We start from the raw sequence: 16,163 nt of genomic DNA, 5'->3' as shown, positions 1-16,163 counted from the left end.
TAGGCTGCCGCCATGACAGACCGCCCGATCCGCATCGGTGTCCAGCTCCAGCCCCAGCACGCCGACTACCCCGCGATCCGCGACGCGGTGCTCCGCGCCGAGGACGCGGGCGTCGACATCATCTTCAACTGGGACCACTTCTTCCCGCTGCGGGGCAACCCCGAGGGCAAGCACTTCGAGTGCTGGACCATGCTCGGCGCGTGGGCAGAGCAGACCGAGCGCGTGGAGATCGGCGCCCTCGTGAGCGGCATCGGCTACCGCAACCCGGACCTGCTGGCGGACATGGCACGGACGGTCGACCACATCTCGGGCGGGCGGCTGATCCTGGGCCTGGGCGCCGGCTGGTTCGAGAAGGACTACGACGAGTTCGGCTACGAGTTCGGCACGCCGGGGTCGCGGATCGCGAGCCTGGCCGACGCGATGCCGCGGATCAAGGCCCGGCTGGCGGCCGGCAACCCGGCGCCGTCACGCGAGATCCCGGTCCTGATCGGCGGCGGTGGCGTGCGCAAGACGCTGCGGATCGTGGCCGAGCACGCCGACATCTGGCACGCTTTCGGCGACGTGCAGACCCTGACCAGCAAGTCCGCGATCCTCGACGAGCACGGCGCCGCCGTCGGGCGCGACACGGCGAACCTGGTCGAGCGCTCGGTGCAGGCGCAGGGTTCGCCCGCGGTGGACGGCGAGGCGCTGGTGGCGGCCGGGGCCACGCTGTTCACCGTCGGGGTGAGCGGCCCGGACTACGACCTGTCGACGGTCACGGACTGGGTCGCCTGGCGCGACTCGCGGGGCTGACCCAGGCGCAGCGCGCTGTTGACCAGGCCCAGGTGGCTGAACGCCTGGGGTGTGTTGCCGAGGTGCCGGCCGGTGGCCGGGTCGTACTCCTCGCTGAGCAGCCCCAGGTCGTTGCGCACGGCGAGCAGCCGTTCGAACAGGGCGACCGACTCGTCGACGCGGCCGATGCCGTGCAGCGCGTCGACCAGCCAGAAGTTGCACACCAGGAACGTCGCCTCGGAGCCGGGCAGGCCGTCCACGCGGTCGTCGGCCTCGTTGTGGTACCGCCGCAACAGCCCGTCCTGACCCAGCTCGCGCTGGACGGCGTCCACCGTGCCGATGACGCGGGGGTCGTCCCAGGGCAGGAAGCCGACCTGGCCGATCAGCAGCAGCGCGGCGTCGAGCCCGTCCGACCCGTAGAACTGCGTGAACGTGTTCCGTGCGGCGTCGAACCCGTGGGTGCAGACGTCGTCGTGGATCCGGTCGCGCACGGCGCGCCACCGCTCGACGGGCTCGTCCACCAGGCCGTACTTCTCGACCGCCCGCACGGCCCGGTCGAACCCCGCCCAGGCCATGACGCGCGAGTGCACGAACGCCTGGCGCGGGCCGCGCACCTCCCAGAGCCCGTTGTCGAGGTCGTCCCAGTGCTCCTCGAGGTGCTCCAGCAGGGCCCGTTGCAGCCGCCACACGTCCTGGTCCTGCTCCAGCCCCGCCTCGCGGGCCTGGTGCAGGGCGTCCAGCGTCTCGCCCCACACGTCGATCTGGAGCTGGCTGGCCGCGTCGTTGCCGATCCGGACCGGCGCGGAACCCTCGAAGCCCGGCAGCCAGTCGAGCGTGTACTCCGGCAGCCGGCGCCGACCGTCGAGCCCGTACATGATCTGCAGGTCCGCCGGGTCGCCCGCCACGGCCCGCAGGAGCCACGCCCGCCACTCGCGCGCCTCGTCGATGAAGCCCGTGCCGATCAGGGCCTGCAGCGTGAGGCCGGCGTCGCGCAGCCAGCAGTACCGGTAGTCCCAGTTGCGGCTGCCCCCGAGCTGCTCGGGCAGGGACGTCGTGGCCGCCGCGGCGATCGCCCCCGTCGGGGCATACGTGAGGGCCTTCAGCGTGATCAGCGAGCGGTGCACGGCGTCGGGCCAGCGGCCGGTGTAGCTGCAGCCCTCGAGCCAGGACCGCCAGAAGTCCTCGGTGTCGCGCAGCGCCGCCTCCGGGTCGACCGGGTCCCGGGTCTCCAGGTGGGACGCGTGGTAGTTCAGGACGAACGGCACCCGGTCGCCCGGCCCCACGGTGAACTCGGCGCGCAGCACCGACCCGTCGGTCACGCCCTCGTGCGCCATCGGGACCACCGAGTCGATGCGCACGGAGTCCGGGCCTGCGACGGCGCGCAGCGCGTCCCCGTCCTGGGTGATCCAGGGCACGATGTTCCCGTAGTCGAACCGGAGCCGCAGCTCCGTGGTCATCGGGACGCTGCCGCTGACGCCCTCGACGATCCGGACCAGGTCGGCCTCGTCACCGCGCGGCGGCATCAGGTCGATCACCCGGACCCGCCCCTCGGGCAGGTCCCACTCCGTCTCGAGGATCAGCGTGCCGTCCCGGTAGCGCCGGCTCGTGCAGTCGCCGCCCGACGTCGGGCCCAGGCGCCACGACCCGTTCCGCTCGTCGCCGAGCAGCGCAGCGAAGCATGCCGGCGAGTCGAAACGCGGCAGGCACATCCAGTCGATCGATCCGTCCCGGCCGATCAGTGCGGCGGTCTGGAGATCACCGACCATCCCGTAGTCCTCGATGCGACGCGTCACGGGACCACCCTAGGTTCGGGGGTACCCGGTGAACAGCACGCGACACGCGGCCGGCCCGCCCCGCCGCCGTGTCAGACGCACAGGTCACAGGGTGAACCTGTACGTCTGACCCGGACGGTGCGAGGCTCAGAACGACGAGGCGTCCGCCGCGTACACCCACCGGTAGCCCGGGTACTCACCGAGCGACCACAGGTAGTCCCGCGTCGGGTCGTAGGACAGGTCCTCCGCCCCCACGGTCAGCGCGTTCCCGTGCCGCACGATCGAACCCGACGGCGCCGCGAACGTGTGCAGGTCGCCGTCCGAGTTCGGGTCCGAGAAGGTGTCGCCGTCGCTCTGCGAGAAGAAGAACTCCCCGTTGATCGCCGTCGAGCCCTGCACGCTCTCCAGGTCCGTCCGGTAGGCCTCGGTCGCCTTGATGATCCCGTCCGACGCCGGCTTCAGGTACCGGTTCGTGTAGTCGATCGGCACGCGGATCGTCCTGACCTGCGCACCGGCCTCGATGTCGTCGGCGCTGCGGTACTCGCTGACGACCACCGAGTCCGGCGTGCTCGTCCGGTCCAGCGAGACCGAGGAGTGTTGGAGCTGCGCGTACCCGCCCGCCGTCGAGTCGGTGAACTTCGCCGTCTGCGGCAGCACGTACTTGTAGTCGAACGCGTGGTACGAACCGTCGGACTGCCGCCCGACCTTCGACCCGTCGCCCGTCGAGACCTGCCACAGGTGGTCCAGGTCGAACACCCGGAAGCCGCCGCCCGTGTCCGCCACGTACAGCAGGTTGCCGTACCACATGATGCCGCCCGCGTGGATGTCGATGGGCTTGAACGACGGCGCTGCCGCGGTGCCGCTCGGCTCCACCAGCAGCAGGTGGCGGTACGGCGGGGCCGACGCGCTCGCCGACAGGTTCGACACGCTGATGCGGACGCCCTTGTCGATACCGTCCTCGGCGTGGTCGTACCAGCTCACCAGGTTGATCCGCTTGCCGTCGTACGTGCCCTCGGCATACGCGTCCGAGCTGGTGGTGATGCCCTGCGGGTACCAGGCGTCCGTGTCCTGGTCGCCCGCGTTCCAGCAGTAGTACGCCGTGCGGTTCGTGACCGACGGGGCGCTGCCGCAGCTCGGGGTGCGGTTCGCGTCGTCGGCCACCGCGCCCACGGACACGTTCGGCAGCGCCGCGTCGAGCGCGCTGACCAGGGACGACGACGTCTGCGACAGCGTGTAGCGGAAGTTGCCCGCGGTGAGCGGCGTCGCGGCCGCCGCGAGGCCGGCCTGCTCGGACTGTCCGGCCTCCTCGGACTGCCCGGCCTGGGCGGACGGGGTCTGGTTCGCTGTGGCCTGACTTGCCGTGGCCTGGCTTGCCGTGGCCTGGCCCGCGGTGGCGAGCAGGGCGACCAGCCCAAGGCTCGCGACGGCGAGTGCGGAGCGGCGACGACGGCGCATGATGGTCTCCTTGCACGAGGGGACGGTTGCCTGCTCACCGTAGGAGCGGGCACGTCCGCCCGCCAGCAAAAAGTCACCCGGTCGGCGATGACAGCGTTGACAGTCGGGTGCCTGGGTCATACGTTCCGACGGGCGGGCGTTCCGCCTGACGCGGCACTCGGGTGCCGCGCCACGTACTCGATCAGCGACGACTCGAGCAACGAAGCGGGTGGACCGATGGTGTTCCGAGACCTTGCACGTACCTTGATCACGCTCGTCACGGCGGCCGGTGTCGCCGTCGTCGGGAGTGTCACCGCCGGCGCGTCCGCGCCCGACGCCGACGAGTGGTCGACGTCCTGGACGCAGTCGCAGCAGCGCAGCTCCGGGCTGAGTCCGGAGACGTTCCAGAACCGGTCGGTCCGGGTCGTGACCCGGCTGACGCAGGGCGGCTCGGCGCTGCGCGTCCGGCTGCAGAACCAGTTCGGCACGGCACCACTCGTGGTGAACGCGACCACCGCGGGGCTGAGCGCCGGGGGCGCGGCCGTGCGGCCGGAGACCCTGCGCACGGTCACCTTCGGCGGGTCGCCCACGGTGTCGGTCCCCGCCGGCGGCGAGGTCTGGAGCGACCCGGTGAACCTGGCCACGTCCGCCCTGGACGACCTGGCCGTGAGCTTCTACCTCGCGAACCCGACCCGGATGATGCTCCACGACCTGGCCGGACGCACCAACTACTTCTCGGCGGCGGGCGGCGGCAACACGACCGCCGACACCTCCGGCGCCGGGTTCCCCGACACGCACGGCTGGACCTACCTGGTCAGCGCGGTGGACGTCCTGGGGCCCGACACCACGGGCACGGTGGTCGCCTACGGCAGTTCCGTGGTCGACGGCGTGGGCGCGGACAACTGCGGCACCGGCTGCCCGCCGCCGGCCGTGTTCCAGCGCTGGACCGACACGCTCGCGCAGCGGGTGGTGGACGAGCTGCCCGCCTCCCGTCAGGTCGCCGTCGTCAACGAGGGGATCGCCGGGACCACGGCGGCGCCCGCCTGCGGCGCCGGCGGCCTGGACGGCGTCTCGCGCCTGGACCGCGACGTTCTCGCGCTGCACCACGTCCGGGCGGTCATCTACTACTACGGCACCAACGACCTCGCGAACAACTGCAGCGCCGAGACGATCCTTGCGGCCTACCGGGACACGTTCGCCCGCCTGCGAGCCGCCGGGATCAAGGTCTTCGTCACGCCGATCACGCCGCGTCCCGGCTACACGGCCGAGCAGAACGCGCGGCGCGCCGGCGTGAACGAGTTCGTGCGGGCCGGCGGCAACTGCTCGGGAACCTGCGACGGGGTGTTCGACTTCGACGCCGTGCTGCGCGACCCGAACAACCCGAACTCCATCTACCCGCCCTACGACAGCGGGGACGGGGTACACGCGAACATCGCGGGCCAGACGGCGATCGCCCGGTCGGTGCCGCTGGACCGTCTCGCACGCGCAGTGCGCTCGGCCCACTGACGGGGACGGGGCGCAGGCAGGCCGCTGGTCGCGGGCCGTGGGCCGGCCCCGTCGCCCTCGCTGACACCCTCGATCACCTTTGAGGCCCGGGTTTCTTCGCTTTGAGCTGGCTCAAAGCGAAGAAACCCGGGCCTCGAAGGTGAAGGCACGACCGGGTTCGCGAGGGCCCGCTTCAGCTCGGTTCGTTGGGCCCGACGCAACAGGGTTCGCGAGAGCCCGCTTCAGCAGGTTCGCACCTGCTGAAGCGGGCCGTGAAGAGCCTGGTCAGCGGCCCGTGAGGGCACGCGCCAGCGGATCCCCGCTGCCGGCCGGGAGCACGCGCAGGCGGCGCGCGGTGCCCTCGGCGCCCTGCTCCGCGGCCTCGGCCGCCCGCGCCCGCAGCGACTCGGGCGTGTCGTCCGAGACCCGCAGGAACCAGCCCGAGCACATGTCGAGCTCGCCGGCCGCGATCGCATTGACCACGTCGGTCACGCGCTCGACGGGGGTCCAGTCGGTACGGCCCTCGTGGAGCGTCATGCCCGTGGACATGTCGGTCTTCACGACGCCGGGGGCCAGCTCGAAGACCCTGATCCCGTGGCGGAACCCGTCGTCGTGCAGGTTGGCGCCCATCCGCAGCAGAGCGGTCTTGCTCGCGTTGTACGCCGAGCTGCCGCCGCGCATCTCGTGCGAGCTGGCGCCCGAGGCCAGGTCGACGACCCGGCCCCCGCCGCGCGCGATCATGCCCGGCACCGTCCAGCGGCTGAACAGGAACGGCCCGCGCACGTTGGTCTCGAAGACCGACCACCACTCGTCGGGGTCGGCCTCCCACAGCGGGTGCTCGGACTCGATGGCGCCCGCGTTGTTGACCAGCAGGTCGATGGAGCCGAGCGCGTCCTGCGCCTGCTCGACGGCGGCACGCACCGCCGCCGGGTCGGACACGTCGGCGGTGAGCACCACGGCGTCCATCCCGGCGGCCCGGACCTCGGCGGCCACGGCCTCGAGCCGCGCCGCGTCCCGCGCGAGCAGGGCGACGTGCACCCCTGCTCGCGCGAGACCCAGCGCGATCTCCCGGCCGATGCCGCGCGAGGCGCCCGTGACGAGCGCCGTGCGTGCAGGCGGGACGACGGCGGACGCCCCCGCAGGGGTGCCCGCCGCCGGGGCGGCGCCCGCCGCGGACCCGTCAGCCACGCAGCACCGCGCCGACCTCGGCCGCCGCCGACTCCACGACGGCGTCACGCACCGCGCGGACCTCCTTGGCGGACAGGGTGCGGTCCGCCGCGCGCAGGCGCAGCGAGTACGCGAGCGACTTCTTGCCCTCGCCCACCTGCTCCCCGGTGAAGACGTCGAACAGGGCAATGTCCTCCAGGAGGTCGCCGGCCCCGGCCACGATCGCCGACCGCACGGCCTCTGCGGGCACGTCGCCGTCGACCACGAAGGCGAAGTCCTCCTTGGCCGCGGGGAACGCGGACACCGGCGTGGCGACGACGGGCTCGCCCGACGCCGCGCCGACCAGGACCGTCAGGTCCACCTCGAACGCCGCCGCCCGCGCGGGCAGCCCCAGCGCCTCGACGACCTTGGGGTGCAGCTCACCGGCGTGACCGACGAGCGTCCCGTCCGTGAGCTCGAGACGCGCGCAGCGTCCCGGGTGCCACGGCATCCGGCCGGGATCGCCGGAGACGACGACGTCGACCCCCGCGCGCTCGGCGACGAGGCGTGCCGCCTCCAGGGCGTCCTCCCAGCCGGCGGCCCGGCCCGGGCCCCACCAGCCGGCGAGCTCGCGCCTGCCGGTCAGCACACCGGCGACCCGGCGCGGCTGGTCGGGGACCGCCGCCGCGAGGGCCGCGAGCTGCTCGTCGGTGGGCCGCACACCGCCGGGCAGCGTCGGCGCCACGGGGGCGTCCTCCGCCGGGGTGGTGACCAGCCCGATCTCGTAGACCGCGAGGTCGGTGAGACCACGCGACACGTTCCGCCGCACGGTCTCCAGCAGCGTGACCAGCAGGTTGGACCGCATCAGCGGCTTGTCGTCCGCCATCGGGTTGACGAGGCGGACCGAGACACGACGCGGGTCGTCGGCCGGCAGGCCGAGCGCGTCGTACTCGGGCGTGCCCACGAACGGGTAGCTGAGGGTCTCGACGAAACCGGCCTCGGCGAGGGCGCGCGCGACCGACCGTCGCGTGCGCTGCTCGGCGGTGAGACCGCGGCCGCCCGTCGCTGCCGGGAGCACCGACGGGATCTCGCCGTAGCCCTGGATGCGCACGACCTCCTCGACCAGGTCGGCGGGCTCGGTCAGGTCGGGTCGCCAGGACGGCGGCGTGACCGTGAGCACCCCCTCGCCGGCGGTCTCGACGACGGCGCCGATCTCCTCGAGCGTGCTGCGCACCTGCTCCGGGGTGTACTCAACACCTGAGAGCCGCGTGGGCTCGGTGATCTTGAGCGCGATCGGGGCGGGCGTGCCGGTCTCGTCGAGGTCGCTCACCGCGGCGTCGGCCGTACCGCCGCCGAGCTCGACCAGCAGATCGACCACGCGCTGCGCCGCGACGGCGGGCAGCAGCGGGTCGACACCGCGCTCGAAGCGCTTGGCAGCCTCGCTCGGGAGCTTGTGCCGGCGGGCGGTGCGGGCGACCGTGATCTGGTCGAAGTGCGCCGCCTCGACGAGCACGTCGGTGGTGGTCGCGCTGACCTCGGACGAGGCTCCGCCCATGACGCCGGCCAGACCCAGCACGCGGCTGCCCGCGCCGTCGGGCGAGTCGGTGATGAGCAGGTCCTCGGTGTCCAGGGCCCGGTCGACGTCGTCGAGCGTGGTCAGGCGCTCGCCGGCAGTCGCCCGGCGGACCACGATCGGCGCCGTGACCTGTGCCAGGTCGTAAGCGTGCAGCGGCTGCCCGAGGTCGAGCATCACGTAGTTCGTGATGTCGACCGCGAGGGAGATGGACCGCATTCCGGAGCCCTCGAGGCGGTGCTTCATCCAGGCGGGCGTGGGTGCCGACGGGTCGATGCCCCGCACGACGCGCGTCACGAAGCGGTCGCAACCCACGACGCCGTTGATCGGCGCGTCGTCCTGCACCCGCACCTCGAACCCGTCCGGGGTGGCCGCGGGCTCGGCACCGGTGGCCAGGCCGTGGTCGGTGAACTTGGCGCCCGTGGAGTGGGCGTACTCGCGCGCCACGCCACGGTAGCTGAAGGCGTACCCGCGGTCGGGGGTCACGTTGATCTCCAGGACCTCCTCCCCGAGGCCCAGGAGCGCGATCGCGTCCTGGCCCGGGGTGAGGTCCTCCTCGGCGAACCCGTGCCGCGTCAGCACCAGGATGCCGTCGTGGTCCTCGCCGATCCCGAGCTCGCGGACCGAGCAGATCATGCCGTCGGACACGTGGCCGTAGGTCTTGCGGGCCGCGATCGGGAACGGGCCGGGCAGCACCGTGCCAGGCAGCGAGACCGCGACGTAGTCGCCGACGCCGAAGTTGTGCGCGCCGCAGACGATGCCGCGCGCGCCCTCGTCGTCGTTGTGCTCGGGCCCGACGTCGACCCGGCACCAGTTGATGGTCTTGCCGTTCTTCTGCGGCTCAGGGGTCATCTCGAGGACGCGGCCCACCACCAGGGGGCCGGTCACGGCCGCCCCGTGGATCGCCTCTTCCTCCAGGCCCACCTTCACCAGGTCGGCCGCGAGCTGCTCGGCGGTCAGGTCCGCGGGGAGCTCGACGTGGTCCGCGAGCCAGTCCTTCACGATGAGGGGCACTTCAGATCTCCGTCCCGAACTGGGTGGAGAAGCGCACGTCGCCCTCCACGATGTCGTGCATGTCCGCGATCGAGTGCCGCAGCATGAGCGTGCGCTCGATGCCCATGCCGAACGCGAAGCCCGTGTACTCGTCCGGGTCCACGCCTGCGGCGCGCAGCACGTTCGGGTTGACCATGCCGCAGCCGCCCCACTCGATCCAGCCGGCGCCGCCCTTCTTCTGCGGGAACCACAGGTCCATCTCGGCGGACGGTTCGGTGAACGGGAAGAACGCCGGGCGCAGGCGCGTCCTGGCCTCGGGCCCGAACATCGCCCGGGCGAACGCGTCCAGGGTGCCCACGAGGTTGGCCATGGTGAGCCCCTTGTCGACGGCGAGACCCTCGACCTGGTGGAACACCGGCGTGTGCGTCTGGTCGAGGGCGTCCGTGCGGAACGTCTTGCCCGGGCACGCGATGTACAGGGGCACGCCACGCTCCAGCAGGGAGCGCGCCTGCACGGGTGAGGTGTGCGTGCGCAGCACGAGGTTCGAGTCGGCGCCGTCCTGCCCCGCCACGTAGAACGTGTCCTGCATCTGGCGGGCAGGGTGGTCCGGGCCGAAGTTCAGGGCGTCGAAGTTGAACCACTCGGCCTCGACCTCGGGGCCGTCGGCGATCTCCCAGCCGAGGCCCACGAAGAAGTCGGCGATGCGCTCCTGGACCAGCTCGATCGGGTGCCGGGCGCCGGTCGTCGAACGCCGTACCGGAAGGGTGACGTCGACCGTCTCCTCCAGCAGCACGTGCGCGTCGCGCTCGGCCTCGAGCTCCGACTGGCGGGCGGCGATCGCCTGGTTGATCCGGCCACGACGCGGGCCCACGAACTTGCCGGCCTTCGCCTTGTCGGGGCCCGGCAGTGCGCCGATCCCCCGGTTGGCGAGGGCCAGGGCGCTGCGGTCGCCCGTGTGCTGCGTGCGGGCGACCTTCAGCGCGTCGAGGTCGCCGGCCCTCGCGATGTCGTCGAGAGCGGTCTTGACCGCGGCGTCGAGTGCCGCCTCGTCGAGCGGATCGATGGGTGCCTTCTCATCGGGCGTGGACATGCTTGCCTTCCTGGCGGATTCGGGAGCCGGCCAGATCCCTGCATGGGGACCCGCACCGGCATCTGAAGTCTAGGTGCCCGCCAGGGCTCAGGACGCGTTGTCCACAGGGCAGCTCAGTGCCCGCGCGCAGCGCTCGCCGCACGGCCCGTGGCGGGCCGCATAAATCGGCGGGTCAGTAGCTGCATGGCGCCATCATTCCATGCCCCGTCGCGACCCGGCAACGCGATTCGTGGGAGCCCCCGGGTGGGGCTTGGCACACTTTTTCGTCGTGTCGGTGAGCAGGCATAGCCTCGCACCAAACCGTAAGCGGATCTGCCCGTTTAGGGCGTTTGCTCTCAGATCACCGAGTACCAATGTCCTTGATCACGGTCGGTGGCACATCGCGAACCAGTGCGTTAATGTGGAACACATGTTCGAGAGTGATGGCGGGACGAGCGGGACGCGCGGGCCGTTGCCACGGCCTCTTCCCTGGCGTGTCCGGTTCACCCGGCGACGGCACCTCGAACAGTCAGGTCTCCACGGCCGGGGCGGCCCTGGCCCCGGCCGTGGAGACGGCACCCGACCCGCCCGAGGCCGGTCAGCCCTCGAGCGCCCAGGTCTCCACGACCTCGTACCGCGGACCGCCCTGAGGCCCCTCCCCGGGATGGGACTCGACGAGCGCGAACGAGTCGGCCGTCCACACCGGCCCGGCGTACACGGAGAGCGCCTGGGCGGCGGGCTCCAGCGCCGACCGCGGCTCGGCACCGGCCCGCTTGCCCCAGCGGTCCCGGCCACGCGGAGGCTTCACCTGCCCGGTGCGGGCACGCGCGACGGTGACGTGGGCCCGGTGCGGCTTCACGTCGTCGGGCACCTCGCGCGGGGATGCGGACAGGCAGTCGGTCGCCAGGTCCTTCAGGGCCTCGGTGCCGCCGTCGACGCCGATCCACAGGACCCGCGCCCCGAACGACCCGGCACCACGCAGCCGCAGGTCGACGGGCCCGTGCTTGCGCGCGACGTCGGACAGGTCGTCGCGCAGCTCGGGAACCGTCCCCTCCGGGAGGTCCGCGTAGAACGCGAGCGTGATGTGGAGGCTCTCGCGGGGCACCCACCGCGGAGAGGCCGGTACGCCATCGATCGCGAGCCCGAGGTGGTCAAGGACGCTCTGGGGCGGGATGACCGCCGTGAACAACCGCACCTGACGATCCTAGGGGCGGGCCCACCTGACGGGGAGCCCATTCCTCACCGACGACGACGGCGGCGCGTCACGGCCCACGCGACCACGGCGGCCGCGAGCACGAAGGCGATCTGGCCCCCGAGGACGATCCGGTTCACGTCGACGGCCGGGACCCAGCGGACGCCCTGGTCGTCCACGACGATGGCGCCCGCCGGCTCGGCGCGGCGGCCGAAGCCGAACCCGCCGCCACCACCCTCCCCGAGGGTGCCCGCCTCGCCGTCCGACTCGGTATCGGCGTCGGCGGCCGTCCCGGCCTCGCCCTCGGCGCCGCTGTCTGTGGCGTGCCGGCCACCCGGCTCGGAGCCGCCTCCGCCACCTGAACCCCCGCCGGTCGCCACACGAGCGGCCGGGATCACGAGGGTCCCTTCGCGCTCGATCGGCTCTCCGTACACCTGCCGCACGCCGAACGCTCCGGTCAGGGCCTCGCTGATGCGGTTCAGATCAGGCATGTACCTCATCTGCCCCACGGTAGGTGACCGCGTCGCGACGTGATACGCCAGAGCGCAAGAGTCACCCGCTCGGGCGTCCTCAGCGCGCACCGAGCGGAACCCGGTCCGTCCACCACCGACGCGAGCACAGCGCCGCGACCAGGCCACCCGCGACGTTCACCAGCACGTCGTCCACGGAGGTGACCCGACCGAGCCGCAGCACGTACTGGAGCACCTCCACGGTCACGGCGACCCCGATGAGGACGACCGCGACCCGGGCGAGCACCGCCGCGGTACGCCGGGCGGACCCGGACCCAGCCGCGGACCGCGCGCCCGACGGAAGGTCGGCCCCGGCCATGGCGCCAGCCCCGGAGCCGGCCCGAGCCCGAGCCCCAGCCCCAGCGACCAGGTCGAACCGCACCGGCAGGAAGAACCCGAGCGCGGCGAGGACCAGCAGGTTGCCGCCCACCTGCACCACTGCCGCGGGGACCGGGACCGAGAGCTGGTCCGCGAGGTCCCGCAAGGGAACCAGCGAGAGGCCGCGCTCACCGGGCCGGGGCGTGAGGATCATCCACACCCACGGCGCCGTGCCCACGACCATGCCGACCTCGGCGACCGAGTGCCGCCAGGCGCGGGCGTGCGGGACGCCCCGCAGGCGCCGGACCCGCACGAGCAGGCGGATCGCCAGGACCGCGACGACCAGCGCCAGGGCGGCGGGGCGCAGCACCTGGCCCCACGCGCCCCAGACGTCGGCGGCGGCGTCGGGCAGCCTCAGCGCTGCGCCCTTCCGCTCGCGTACAGGCAGACGGTCGCGGCTGTCGCCAGGTTGAGCGACTCCGCCCGGCCGCGGATCGGCACGCGCACCACGGCGTCGGCCAGGGCCCGGTCCGCCTCGGGAAGGCCCCAGGCCTCGTTGCCGAAGACCCAGGCCGTCGGCCCGGCGAGGTCCGGGGCGGTGCCGCTGCCGGCGGCGTCGAGCAGGTCGTCGAGGTCGAACGGGCCGGTGCCGTCCGCGGCGAGGACCTGGCACCCGGCGGCACGCAGCTCCGCCAGCGCGCCGTCGAGCGGGAGGCCGGTCACCACGGGCAGGTGGAACAGCGACCCCGCGGTGGAGCGCACCACCTTGGGGTTGTGCACGTCCACGCTCTCCCCCGCGAGCACCACGAGGTCCGCGCCCGCGGCGTCCGCGGCGCGGATCACGGTGCCGGCGTTCCCGGGGTCGCGAACGGTGGCCAGCACCGCTACCAGGAGCGGGCGGCCGGCGCGCTCCGGGTCCCGCGCGCCGAGCGCCTCGCGCAGCGAGGGTGCGGTCGAGCGGACGACGGCGAGCACACCCTGGGCGTCCGCACTCATCCCGTCGAGCACCTCCGGGGTGCCGACGTGCAGGAACACCCCGGCTGCACGCGCGTCGTCGACGATCTCGGTGTAGCGCGACGCGGCCGACGGCGTCAGGTAGACGTCCCGGACCGACGACGCGGCGTGCCGAACGACCTCGCGGACTCCCTGGGGACCCTCGACCAGGTACTGGCCGTGCCGGGAGCGCGCCGAACGCCCGGCCAGTGACCGCACCTGCTTGACCCGGTCGGCCCGCGGATTCGCGAGCGTCACGTCAAGCGGCACGGGTGCCTCCGAGGAGGACACTGTCCGGGCGTCCGGTGAGATGCTCAACCTCAGGCAGCGGCCGGGGCGTTGACGTCCGCCGGCAGCGCGTCCTTGGCGACCTGGACGAGGGCGTTGAACGCCGCCACGTCGTTGACCGCGAGCTCGGCGAGCATGCGGCGGTCGACCTCGACACCAGCGGCCTTGAGGCCCTGGATGAGGCGGTTGTAGGTCAGGCCCTCCGCGCGGGACGCAGCGTTGATGCGCTGGATCCACAGCTTGCGGAAGTCGCCCTTGCGCGCCTTCCGGTCACGGTAGGCGTAGACGAGCGAGTGGGTGACCTGCTCCTTCGCCTTCCGGTAGAGGCGCGAGCGCTGGCCGCGGTAACCGGCGGCGCGCTCGAGGGTCGTACGGCGCTTCTTCTGGGCATTGACTGCCCGCTTCACGCGTGCCACGTGAGACTCCTTGTTACTTCGGGGCTGGAAGGGTTCCGGGCGGCGCGCGTCAGGCGCGCGCCACGGGGGTCACTTACCGAGCAGCTTCTTGATCTTCTTGACGTCGGCAGGCGCGACGACCTGGTCCACGGCCAGACGACGCGTACGGCGGCTGGACTTGTGCTCGAGGTAGTGGCGGGCGTTGGTCTGCTCGCGCATGACCTTGCCGCTACCCGTGACCCGGAACCGCTTCTTGGAGCCGGAGTGCGTCTTGTTCTTCGGCATGACTGCCGTCTCTCCTCATGTCGGTCGACCGTTGCTGGAACGGCGACGTGTACCTGGGCCGGTCAGCCGGCCCGGTGTCGTGGTGGTCTTGGGGACCTCGGTCTCAGCCGGCCTTGCGCGGCGCACGCGGCTTGGGAGCCACAGGCTTCGGCACCGGCTTGGGGGCCGGGGTCGGCTTGGGAGCTGCCTTGGCGGCGGGCTTCGCTGCCGGCTTGGAGGCAGTCTTCGCCGCAGGCTTGACGGCCGGCTTCGGCGCTGCCGGGGCAGGCGCCTCGGCGGCGGGCTCGGGCTCGACGACCGGCTCGGCCTCGACGACTGGCTCGGCCTCGGCCTCGGCCTCGACGACAGGCTCGGGCTCGGGCTCGACGGCCGGGGCCTCGACGGGCTCCGGAGCAGCCGCGACCGCGGGCTCCTCGACCACGGTCTCGACCGTCTCGTCGACCTGGTCCTCGGCGGGCTCCGCGGCGTCGGCCCCGTCGACCGCACGCGCCTGGGCCTTGGCCTCGGACTTGGTCATCCGGCCGGCGTTCACCTCGGCCGCGCGCTTGCGCTGCTCGACCTTGGCGTCCGCCTTCTTCTTGACCGGCCCGAGGACCATGGTCATGTTGCGGCCGTCCTGCTTGGGCATGGACTCGACGAAACCGAGATCGGCGACATCCTCCGCCAGGCGCTCCAGCAGGCGACGACCCATCTCCGGGCGCGACTGCTCGCGACCGCGGAACATGATCATGACCTTGACCTTGTCGCCGGCCGAGAGGAACCGCTCGACGTGGCCCTTCTTGGTGCCGTAGTCGTGCGGGTCGATCTTGAGGCGGAAACGGATCTCCTTGAGGACCGTGTTCGCCTGGTTGCGCCGGGCCTCTCGCGCCTTCATGTCGGACTCGTACTTGAACTTGCCGAAGTCCATGAGCTTGGCGACGGGCGGGCGGGCGTCCGGCGCGACCTCGACGAGGTCGAGGTCAGCGTCCTGGGCGAGCTTCAGGGCGACCGCCGTGGCAACCACGCCGACCTGCTCCCCGCCAGGACCGATGAGTCGGACCTCGGGGACACGGATCCGGTCGTTGATGCGAGGCTCGGTGATGGTGATGCTCCTAAGAAGTCGTTGATGGACCACCAGGAACGGGAAATGGCCCCCGCCCTGAACACAGGTGGAGGCCATCACGAGGAAAGGACACGCTGGCCCGGCAACAGCACCGCCGGACCTTCGTACCCGACCAAGGACCCGGCCTCTGTCGGCACCTTGCGGTGCACGGTCGTGACTCGGGTGGGATGGAATCCACTTTGCGCACCCGGCTCACACCGGGTCGGTCGTCCCTCAACGATACCAGGAGGAGGAGAGCACCCGCCACGCGGCCGGGTGTGAGGTCGGCCGCCCTCCTTCCGGCGGGCGAAACTCGCCTCCTTCCGGCGGGCGAAACCCGTTGCCCCACTCAACTGGAATGATTCCAGTTTAAGGCCTAGGCTGTCGGCCATGACGTCCACCGCCCCCGCCGTGTCGCCCGAGGAGCTCCTCCGGGGCGCCGGCCTGCGTGTGACCGCCGCCCGTGTGGCGGCGCTGCGCGCGGTGGGCGAGAACCAGCACGCCACGGCCGACGCCGTCCTGGGCTCGGTCCGCGCCGAGCTCGGCACCGTCTCCGTGCAGGCGGTCTACGACCTCCTGCACGCGCTGACCGACGCCGGGCTCCTGCGGCGCATCGAGCCTGCCGGGCACCCTGCCCGCTACGAGCGCCGCACCGGCGACAACCACCACCACATCGTGTGCCGCTCCTGCGGCGCCATCGGCGACGTGGACTGCACGGTGGGCCACGCGCCCTGCCTCACCCCGAGCGACGACCACGGGTTCGTGGTCGAGACCGCCGAGGTGACCTACTGGGGCCTGTGTGCCGACTGCCGCGGCACGGCACCCGACGCGGACCGCACCGCGCGGCCCTGACCGCACA

Annotated in this window: 15 protein-coding genes; 3 read left to right on the top strand and 12 right to left on the bottom strand. The window is 72.5% G+C overall.

Annotation, left to right across the window (positions count from 1 at the left end; all coding sequences use genetic code 11):
* Positions 1–12 precede the first annotated feature (12 nt).
* Positions 13–792, top strand: coding sequence for an LLM class F420-dependent oxidoreductase (locus ACH45N_RS11385; protein ID WP_397393680.1), 780 nt, complete (start codon positions 13–15; stop codon positions 790–792).
* Here the strand turns inward: ACH45N_RS11385 and ACH45N_RS11380 are convergent.
* On the bottom strand, positions 738–2,564 hold the full coding sequence (locus ACH45N_RS11380) for a glycoside hydrolase family 15 protein (protein WP_397393678.1): 1,827 nt from the start codon (positions 2,562–2,564) through the stop codon (positions 738–740). The two genes, ACH45N_RS11385 and ACH45N_RS11380, sit on opposite strands and share 55 nt — an antisense overlap.
* Before the next feature lie 126 nt (positions 2,565–2,690).
* Positions 2,691–3,998, bottom strand: coding sequence for a hypothetical protein (locus ACH45N_RS11375; protein ID WP_397393676.1), 1,308 nt, complete (start codon positions 3,996–3,998; stop codon positions 2,691–2,693).
* Between the two features lie 243 nt (positions 3,999–4,241).
* On the opposite strand from ACH45N_RS11375, the gene ACH45N_RS11370 reads away from it, so the two are divergent.
* Positions 4,242–5,483: a GDSL-type esterase/lipase family protein gene (locus tag ACH45N_RS11370; protein ID WP_397393674.1), complete on the top strand. Its 1,242-nt coding sequence runs from the start codon at positions 4,242–4,244 to the stop codon at positions 5,481–5,483.
* A gap of 264 nt (positions 5,484–5,747) precedes the next feature.
* Here the strand turns inward: ACH45N_RS11370 and ACH45N_RS11365 are convergent, their stop codons facing one another.
* The 10 genes from ACH45N_RS11365 to infC form a co-directional block, all read right to left on the bottom strand.
* Entirely contained in the window at positions 5,748–6,650 is a 903-nt protein-coding gene (locus ACH45N_RS11365; protein WP_397393672.1) for an SDR family NAD(P)-dependent oxidoreductase, read from the bottom strand.
* Complete coding sequence (gene pheT, locus ACH45N_RS11360; protein WP_397393670.1) at positions 6,643–9,195, bottom strand: phenylalanine--tRNA ligase subunit beta; 2,553 nt, start codon at positions 9,193–9,195, stop codon at positions 6,643–6,645. Before pheT ends, ACH45N_RS11365 begins: the two co-directional genes overlap by 8 nt.
* 1 nt (position 9,196) lies before the next feature.
* Positions 9,197–10,264 (bottom strand): phenylalanine--tRNA ligase subunit alpha, encoded by a 1,068-nt coding sequence (gene pheS / locus ACH45N_RS11355; RefSeq protein ID WP_397393668.1) that lies wholly within the window; start codon positions 10,262–10,264, stop codon positions 9,197–9,199.
* A gap of 577 nt (positions 10,265–10,841) precedes the next feature.
* Complete coding sequence (gene thpR, locus ACH45N_RS11350) at positions 10,842–11,438, bottom strand: RNA 2',3'-cyclic phosphodiesterase (protein ID WP_397393666.1); 597 nt, start codon at positions 11,436–11,438, stop codon at positions 10,842–10,844.
* Between the two features lie 44 nt (positions 11,439–11,482).
* Positions 11,483–11,926 (bottom strand): hypothetical protein, encoded by a 444-nt coding sequence (locus ACH45N_RS11345; protein ID WP_397393664.1) that lies wholly within the window; start codon positions 11,924–11,926, stop codon positions 11,483–11,485.
* Positions 11,927–12,005: 79 nt separating this feature from the next.
* Positions 12,006–12,632, bottom strand: coding sequence for a VanZ family protein (locus tag ACH45N_RS11340; RefSeq protein WP_397393662.1), 627 nt, complete (start codon positions 12,630–12,632; stop codon positions 12,006–12,008).
* Between the two features lie 44 nt (positions 12,633–12,676).
* Positions 12,677–13,525 carry a TrmH family RNA methyltransferase gene (locus ACH45N_RS11335; protein ID WP_397393660.1) on the bottom strand — a complete coding sequence of 283 codons (849 nt, stop codon included), beginning with the start codon at positions 13,523–13,525 and terminating at the stop codon, positions 12,677–12,679.
* A 50-nt stretch (positions 13,526–13,575) separates the two neighbouring features.
* Complete coding sequence (gene rplT, locus ACH45N_RS11330; protein WP_285101606.1) at positions 13,576–13,959, bottom strand: 50S ribosomal protein L20; 384 nt, start codon at positions 13,957–13,959, stop codon at positions 13,576–13,578.
* Positions 13,960–14,028: 69 nt separating this feature from the next.
* Entirely contained in the window at positions 14,029–14,223 is a 195-nt protein-coding gene (gene rpmI, locus ACH45N_RS11325) for a 50S ribosomal protein L35 (RefSeq protein WP_020016628.1), read from the bottom strand.
* Positions 14,224–14,326: 103 nt separating this feature from the next.
* Positions 14,327–15,382, bottom strand: coding sequence for a translation initiation factor IF-3 (gene infC, locus ACH45N_RS11320; RefSeq protein ID WP_397393657.1), 1,056 nt, complete (start codon positions 15,380–15,382; stop codon positions 14,327–14,329).
* A gap of 312 nt (positions 15,383–15,694) precedes the next feature.
* Here infC and ACH45N_RS11315 point away from each other — a divergent pair, with 312 nt between their 5' ends.
* Positions 15,695–16,156, top strand: a complete 462-nt coding sequence (locus ACH45N_RS11315; protein WP_397393655.1) for a Fur family transcriptional regulator — start codon at positions 15,695–15,697, stop codon at positions 16,154–16,156.
* Positions 16,157–16,163 lie beyond the last annotated feature (7 nt).

The sequence above is a fragment of the Promicromonospora sp. NPDC019610 genome (assembly GCF_044389365.1).
GTDB lineage: Bacteria > Actinomycetota > Actinomycetes > Actinomycetales > Cellulomonadaceae > Promicromonospora.
This window is presented reverse-complemented; position numbering and strand designations above follow the sequence as displayed.